Below are 6,000 nucleotides of genomic sequence, written 5' to 3' on the forward strand. Positions count from 1 at the left end.
TGACTACTAAAAAATAGCTCGCCGAAGGATGCCTGTCAAACGAGTGGGAAACGTGCCCGGCGTGCACCCGCGAGGGTGGCCGCGTGGGAGGCGTCGGGGAGTGCGGGGTGGCGGCCCTGGATACCCGGGCGGGCGCAACCACGCCGCTTCCGGCCTGCCGCCGTGCGCCGGCAGCGCGAACCAATCGGCCCCCCGCCCCCGCAGGGGCGGGGGGTGCCGTCAGGAGGCGGTCGGCTGCGGCCAGGCGGCCATCGCGGTGTCCACGATCTGGTGGAGCTGCTCCCGGGTCGCGCCACCGGCCGCCTGGACGGCGATGCCCTGGTAGATGGTGGAGAAGTAGCGCGCCAGGCCCTCGGGATCACTGCCGGCCGGCAGCTCGCCGCTGGAGCGGGCCTGCCGCAGCCGTTCCCGCAGTGCCACCTCGCCGGCCGCCCGGCGCCCGGTCAGCTCGTCGCGCGCGGCTTCCGCGCCCGGTGCGCAGGCCAGGGCGCCCGTCACGGTGATACAGCCGCGCGGATGAGCGGGATGCGTCGTGGCGTCGGCAGCGCCGTGCAGGAGGGCTTCCACAGTCGCCCGCGCCGTCGGCTCCGCGAACGCCTCGCGGATGTAGCGGGCCGGGCCGTCGGCGTACCGGTCCAGCGCCCTGCGGAACAGCTGCTCCTTGTTCCCGAAGGCGTTGTAGAGACTGGGCGCGTTGTTGATGCCCATCGCTTTGGTGAGGTCGGAGATCCCGGTGCCCTCGTAGCCCTGGCGCCAGAACAGCTCCAGCGCCCGATCGAGGGCAGTCTCACTGTCGAAGCTGCGCGGTCGTCCCCCGGCCATGATCGCCTCCGTTCCGGAGTGGAAATTTAGCTACTGCTAAGTTACTCCTTCCTTCGGCAACGCGACCATCACATGAATGGTGGAGACCTGGCCCCGGCGTTCTGATCCGGCGTCGAGCTGACCTGGTTTCCGCCGTCGACTGGCCGGGCACGGGGCGTGACAGGGCTGCTCAGTCGTCGTAGCGGTGCGGAATGGCTGCGCTGAGCATCGCAAGCGCCGTTGCCATCCGATCGACCGCGAGTGACCCGGGCGGCCAGGAGCGGTCCCGGATGCGGCGCCGGGCGACCATGTCCGCGCCGATGACCAAAGTGCCGGTGGTCGAGCCTCGTTCACGCGCCGAAGCGGCCACGTCCGCCATCCCGGGTCCGCTGTCCAGCGCCAGGAACTCGATCCCGGTGGGCCGGAGGAGACCCCACCGGTTGTGCTGGCAGCGGCCGGCCTGCACTGCCGAGTGCTGCATGAACCCGGGGCTGCATGGGGAGGAGGGGCTGGGTCCTCGGGGAAAGGGTGGCCCCGCCGGTGTTCGGGGCAGGTTACCTCTGCTTCGGGCACCGCAAAATCTGTGATCGCTGGAGTAGACATTGGGCGGTGGTGTGGTTATGGTTTCTCTCGTAGCCCAGAGAGACAGCAGGGCCTGGCAGAAATGAACTGCCGGGCAGCAGGACACGCAGTCGCAGTGCGCAAGGCGGTGCGGTGGTGGAGTTTCGAAGCCAGGGCAGTTGCAGGACGGCGACGGGACTGACGACCGGACCGGGTGGCCAGCAGTGATCAGGGGCCGCCGTGAGCGGGACCGCGGTGACGGTACCCGTAAGTGCAATCCGCAGTGCCCAGCAGTGAAATCGGTGAGCAGTACCTCGGTGAAGGCGTCGGCTGCGGACGCGCGCACCGGGAGGTTCGGCAGTGGGGTTCCAAGCCGGAGCAGGCGCAGGACGGGCGACGGGGCTGGCTGCCGAAGCGTGGCGCTTTTCCAGGCCACCGGCAATTCGTAGTACCGGTTGTGGCAAGTGATTGGTCCAGAGGGACGAACGGAGGAGTAGAGCGCCATCGGGATCGCCCGGGCCGAGGTTTTGAGCCCGGGTACCGCAGGACATCGATAGTGAGGTGGTCTCCGGTCAAGCAACCGCGATCCCCGCACCCGCTGCCCACCCCCCCGGTGGCGGTGCGGACCCAGTAGGCCGGCGCAGTATCAGGGCCGGCAGATGGTGTTGCAGTTCCTTCGGGGCCCTGGTGCCGCAAGAGCACCAGGGCCCCTCCAGCGTGTTCCACAGAGAGGTGCGATGACAGCAGAAGGCTCGTTCGGCCGGCTCGACGACGACGACTACCCCGCCTACACCATGGGCCGGGCCGCCGAGATGCTCGGCACCACCCAGGGCTTCCTGCGCGCCGTCGGCGAAGCCCGCCTGATCACCCCACTGCGCTCCGAGGGCGGCCACCGCCGTTACTCCCGCTATCAGCTGCGCGTCGCCGCCCGCGCCCGGGAACTCGTCGACAACGGAACCCCTATCGAGGCCGCGTGCCGCATCGTCATCCTCGAGGACCAGCTCGAAGAAGCCCAGCGCATCAACGCCGAATACCGCCGCGCCGCCGAATCCCGGCCCACGGCTGACACCTAGCCGCGGTCCGCGCAGGTTCCCGGGCAGGACTGCCGACGTACCGGAAGCCGAGGGCGGGCCTCCTGAGCGTCCGATCCCGGCATACGCCGCTCTCGCCGGTGCGGCTCCCTGCCGGTTCCGCAGACGGCTTGGAGCAGGGGGCCGGAGGGCGGCCGTCAAGGCCCGGTCGAGGTCCTTGAGGGCGAGTCGGACAGCGAATCCGGGGGCGTAGAACGCGTTGTCCATGGCGCGCGAGGGGCCCCGGCCTGCAGGACCCGGACAAATGTCGCGTGGTCGATGCCGAGCCCGTCGGGCACGGGACGTGTCCGGGCGGGGACCTCCTGCGGGCCGCCTTCTCCAAGCCCACCCGCACCGCCCGTGCCCGTCCCACTGGGACCCGCTCCCTTCCCCCCGGTCAACGCGAGCGGACCGCAGCGGCCGCGATGCCGATGCGCAAACCCCGCGGCCACCGTCCGGCCCGGGACCCACCGTCCGGCCTGGGGCAACGACGAACCCGCAGGGGTAGCACGGTATTTGAGTGGTCGCCACCCGCCAGCCCAGGGACACTGGCCCGATGCGCATCCGAGCGGCCGGTATCGAAGAACTTCCTCTCCTCCCGGACATCGAAAGGGCCGCCGGGCAGTGCTTTCACGGCATCGGCATGCCGGAGATCGCCGATGACGACCCTCTCCCGCTCGAGGAACTCGCCCGCTACCAGCGGGTCCGACTGGCCTGGCTGGCAGCCGACGGAACTGATGGCGTCGCCGCCAAATGTCACGACGTCCAGGAAAAGGTCCGGGCGCTGATCACCCGGGAGTCGGCAGGGCAACGCCGCGTACTGACGGCCACGGGCCAACGGCAGGGGTGACGCACTGCGCCGCGGGCTCGCGCCACCTGTCCGCGCGCCGAACGGGAAACCGGCCCTGTCGGCCGCGCGGCCGGCCCCGGCGCTCATCCCCCCGTCGGGCACCGGCGCCGACCGCACCTCAAGATTCGCGGCTCCGGGTGTTGATGCGCAGCCCTGAATCACCGCGCGCATCAATTCCCCTAAGCACTGGTCAGGGAGGTGGCGGCCGGTCAATTCCGCGCGTAGCGGCGTTGCCGCCGACTGACGGCGGTACATACGGTGTTGCCGCCCGCTGACGAGGTTTCATGGTGGAGGGGTAATGCGGAATGGGGCGTCATGAGATCCCGCTGGACCCGGCCGACGGGCCGTTGCAGCGATTCGCCTACGACTTGCGCAGGCTGCGGCAAGAAGCCGGAGGCATGACGTACCGGGCGATGGCACAGCGGACGAGGTTCGCGGCGGTGACGCTGTCCCGGGCGGCCGCCGGGGAGCAGTTCGCCTCGCTCGCCGTGGTGCTGGCGTACGTGGAGGCGTGCGGCGGCGATGCCGGGCACTGGGAGCGGCGCTGGCACGCCGTGGCGGGTGAGGTGGCCGCCGAGCCGTGCGAGAGCGGAGACGAGGACGCGCCCTACCGGGGGCTGGCCCGGTTCGAGCCGGATGACCGGGAGGTGTTCTTCGGCCGGGACCAGCTCGTCGCCGAGCTGCGCGACCGGGTCTACGCCCACCGCCTGGTGGCCCTGGTGGGCGCGTCGGGCAGTGGAAAGTCCTCCCTGCTGCGCGCCGGACTCATCCCCGCGCTGCGGGCCCAGCACGCACCGGAACGGCGGCTGGCGGCCATCCGGATCCTCACCCCGGGTCAGCACCCGATGTCCGCCCACCGCACGGTGCTGACACCCCGTCAGGATCGCGGTGACACTGTGGTCGTGGTCGACCAGCTCGAGGAGCTGTTCACCCTGTGTGCGGATCCGGCCGAGCGTGCGGCCTTCCTCGACCTCCTGGTGGCCGCGGTGCCGCGTGACAGCCGGCTGCGGATCGTGATCGCAGTGCGGGCCGACTTCTTCAGCCGCTGCGCCGAGCACCACCAACTGTCCGCAGCGCTACGGGAGTCCATTGTCCTCATCGGCCCCATGAGCCCGGCCGAGTTGCGGGAGACCATCGTCAAGCCGGCCGCAACGGCCGGGCTGATCGTCGAGCGTGAGCTGACCGCCCGGATCATTTCCGAGATCGCCGACGCACCCGGCGCGTTGCCCCTGATGTCCCACGCGCTGCTGGAGACGTGGCGGCGCCGCAAAGGCCGTGCCCTGACCATGGCCGCCTATCTGGCGGCGGGCGGCGTGCACGGCGCCATCGCCCGTACCGCCGAGCGGTTCTACACCCAGCTCACCCCCGAACGTGCCAGCAGCGCCAAGCGCTTGCTGTTGCGCCTGATCGCTCCGGGCGAGGGCACCCCGGACACCGGCCGTCCCGCCGAGCGCGCCGAACTCGGGCCGCGGACCGGTACGGGGGAGTCCGCCGACGCGACCGCGGTACTCGAACGGCTGGCCCGCGCACGGCTGGTCACCCTCGACGGCGACACCGTGCGCCTGGCCCACGAAGCCCTCATCTCCTCGTGGCCCAGGCTGCGGTCCTGGATCGACGAGGACCGCGAACGCCTGCGAGCCCACCGCCGCCTCACCGACGCCGCCACCACCTGGCACGAACTGGGCCGGGATCCGGGCGCCCTGTACCGCGGCACCCGCCTGGCCACAGCGGCCGACACCTTCCAGGACACCGAAGCCCGCGCGGCACTCACCGTCCTGGAGACGTCCTTCCTCGACGCCTCCCTGGCGCTGCGCGACCGCGAAACCCGCACCGCCGCCCGTACCACCCGCCGCCTGCGGCAGTTCACGGTGGCCCTGTCGCTGCTGCTTGCCGTCGCCGTCGCCGCCGGTTCGCTGGCCTTCCTGCAACGGCAGCACGCCATCAGTGCCCGGCGCGTGGCCGAGTCGCGTCAGCTGGCAGCCCAGTCCGCCCAATTACGCGCCGATGATCACGACCTGGCCGCCCTGCTCGCGGTCCGCGCCTACCGCACCAGTCACACCGAGCAGGCCCTCGCCAGCCTCAACACGGCGGCCAACTACCCGCTGCGGCAGAGGCTGGCCGGCCACACCGGCGCGGTGGCCGTCGTGGCCTTCAGCCCGGACGGCAGAACGATGGCAACCGGCGGCACTGACCGGACCGTGCGCCTGTGGGACACCGCCACCGGCCGCGGGCGGGGCTCGTCCGCTGCGGCGGCGGGGTGGCCGACGTCGCCTTCCTCCCGGACGGGCGGACCGTGGCCATCGGCGGCGAGGACGGCGGCATTCACATGTGGGACACCGCCACCGGCCGCACCCGCACCACCCTGACCGGGAAGTCCGACGATCCGGTGGATCCCGTCCTGCTCGCGCCTGGTGCGGCCACGGCGATCAGAATCTATGACAGGGTCGTCCGCCTGTGGGGCACCGACAACGGTCGGGGGCGCGCCGTCCTGCCCGGCGCCGGCGACCACTTGATCTCGGTGGTGGCTTTCAGTCCCGACGGCCGTACCCTGGCCACCGGCGGTGACACGGTGCAGCTGTGGGACCCGCCACCGGCCACCCGCGCACCACCCTCACCGGGCACGGCTACGGGGTGACGGCCATCGCCTACAGTCCGGACGGACGGACCCTGGCCACCGGCGGCATGGACGGCACCGTGAGCCTGTGGGCCGCCGGCCCC

7 protein-coding genes are annotated in these 6,000 nt (G+C 71.5%); 5 read left to right on the forward strand and 2 right to left on the reverse strand.

Annotated elements, in window-relative coordinates:
* Window positions 1–219: 219 nt before the first annotated feature.
* Together GA0115240_RS29475 and GA0115240_RS29480 are read right to left on the reverse strand one after the other, a co-directional pair.
* The gene (locus GA0115240_RS29475) at window positions 220–822 is read right to left on the reverse strand and encodes a TetR/AcrR family transcriptional regulator (RefSeq protein ID WP_093741344.1); all 603 of its coding nucleotides are present in this window, start codon (window positions 820–822) and stop codon (window positions 220–222) included.
* Between the two features lie 169 nt (window positions 823–991).
* Window positions 992–1,282 carry a hypothetical protein gene (locus GA0115240_RS29480; protein ID WP_093741346.1) on the reverse strand — a complete coding sequence of 97 codons (291 nt, stop codon included), beginning with the start codon at window positions 1,280–1,282 and terminating at the stop codon, window positions 992–994.
* An 817-nt stretch (window positions 1,283–2,099) separates the two neighbouring features.
* On the opposite strand from GA0115240_RS29480, the gene GA0115240_RS29485 reads away from it, so the two are divergent.
* The 5 genes from GA0115240_RS29485 to GA0115240_RS38835 form a co-directional block, all read left to right on the forward strand.
* Window positions 2,100–2,435, forward strand: coding sequence for a MerR family transcriptional regulator (locus GA0115240_RS29485; protein WP_093741348.1), 336 nt, complete (start codon window positions 2,100–2,102; stop codon window positions 2,433–2,435).
* Window positions 2,436–2,988: 553 nt separating this feature from the next.
* Window positions 2,989–3,282 carry a hypothetical protein gene (locus tag GA0115240_RS39450; RefSeq protein ID WP_370673383.1) on the forward strand — a complete coding sequence of 98 codons (294 nt, stop codon included), beginning with the start codon at window positions 2,989–2,991 and terminating at the stop codon, window positions 3,280–3,282.
* A 305-nt stretch (window positions 3,283–3,587) separates the two neighbouring features.
* Window positions 3,588–5,648 (forward strand): nSTAND1 domain-containing NTPase, encoded by a 2,061-nt coding sequence (locus GA0115240_RS29495; protein WP_093741350.1) that lies wholly within the window; start codon window positions 3,588–3,590, stop codon window positions 5,646–5,648.
* Window positions 5,540–5,917, forward strand: a complete 378-nt coding sequence (locus GA0115240_RS29500) for a WD40 repeat domain-containing protein (protein ID WP_256070070.1) — start codon at window positions 5,540–5,542, stop codon at window positions 5,915–5,917. The genes GA0115240_RS29495 and GA0115240_RS29500 overlap by 109 nt, the downstream gene beginning before the upstream one ends.
* Window positions 5,914–6,000: WD40 repeat domain-containing protein (locus GA0115240_RS38835; protein WP_256070071.1), on the forward strand; the 87-nt coding region annotated here is incomplete at its 3' end. The genes GA0115240_RS29500 and GA0115240_RS38835, both read left to right, overlap by 4 nt.

Origin of the sequence: Streptomyces sp. DvalAA-14 (genome assembly GCF_900091855.1) — a bacterium.
Lineage (GTDB): Bacteria > Actinomycetota > Actinomycetes > Streptomycetales > Streptomycetaceae > Actinacidiphila.

What these genes read in the sequence shown, in the direction of transcription:
- GA0115240_RS29475 (WP_093741344.1), bottom strand. Translation starts at nt 822, where the DNA reads ATGGCCGGGGGACGACCGCGCAGCTTCGACAGTGAGACTGCCCTCGAT.
- GA0115240_RS29480 (WP_093741346.1), bottom strand. Translation starts at nt 1,282, where the DNA reads ATGCAGCACTCGGCAGTGCAGGCCGGCCGCTGCCAGCACAACCGGTGG.
- GA0115240_RS29485 (WP_093741348.1), top strand. Translation starts at nt 2,100, where the DNA reads ATGACAGCAGAAGGCTCGTTCGGCCGGCTCGACGACGACGACTACCCC.
- GA0115240_RS39450 (WP_370673383.1), top strand. Translation starts at nt 2,989, where the DNA reads ATGCGCATCCGAGCGGCCGGTATCGAAGAACTTCCTCTCCTCCCGGAC.
- GA0115240_RS29495 (WP_093741350.1), top strand. Translation starts at nt 3,588, where the DNA reads ATGGGGCGTCATGAGATCCCGCTGGACCCGGCCGACGGGCCGTTGCAG.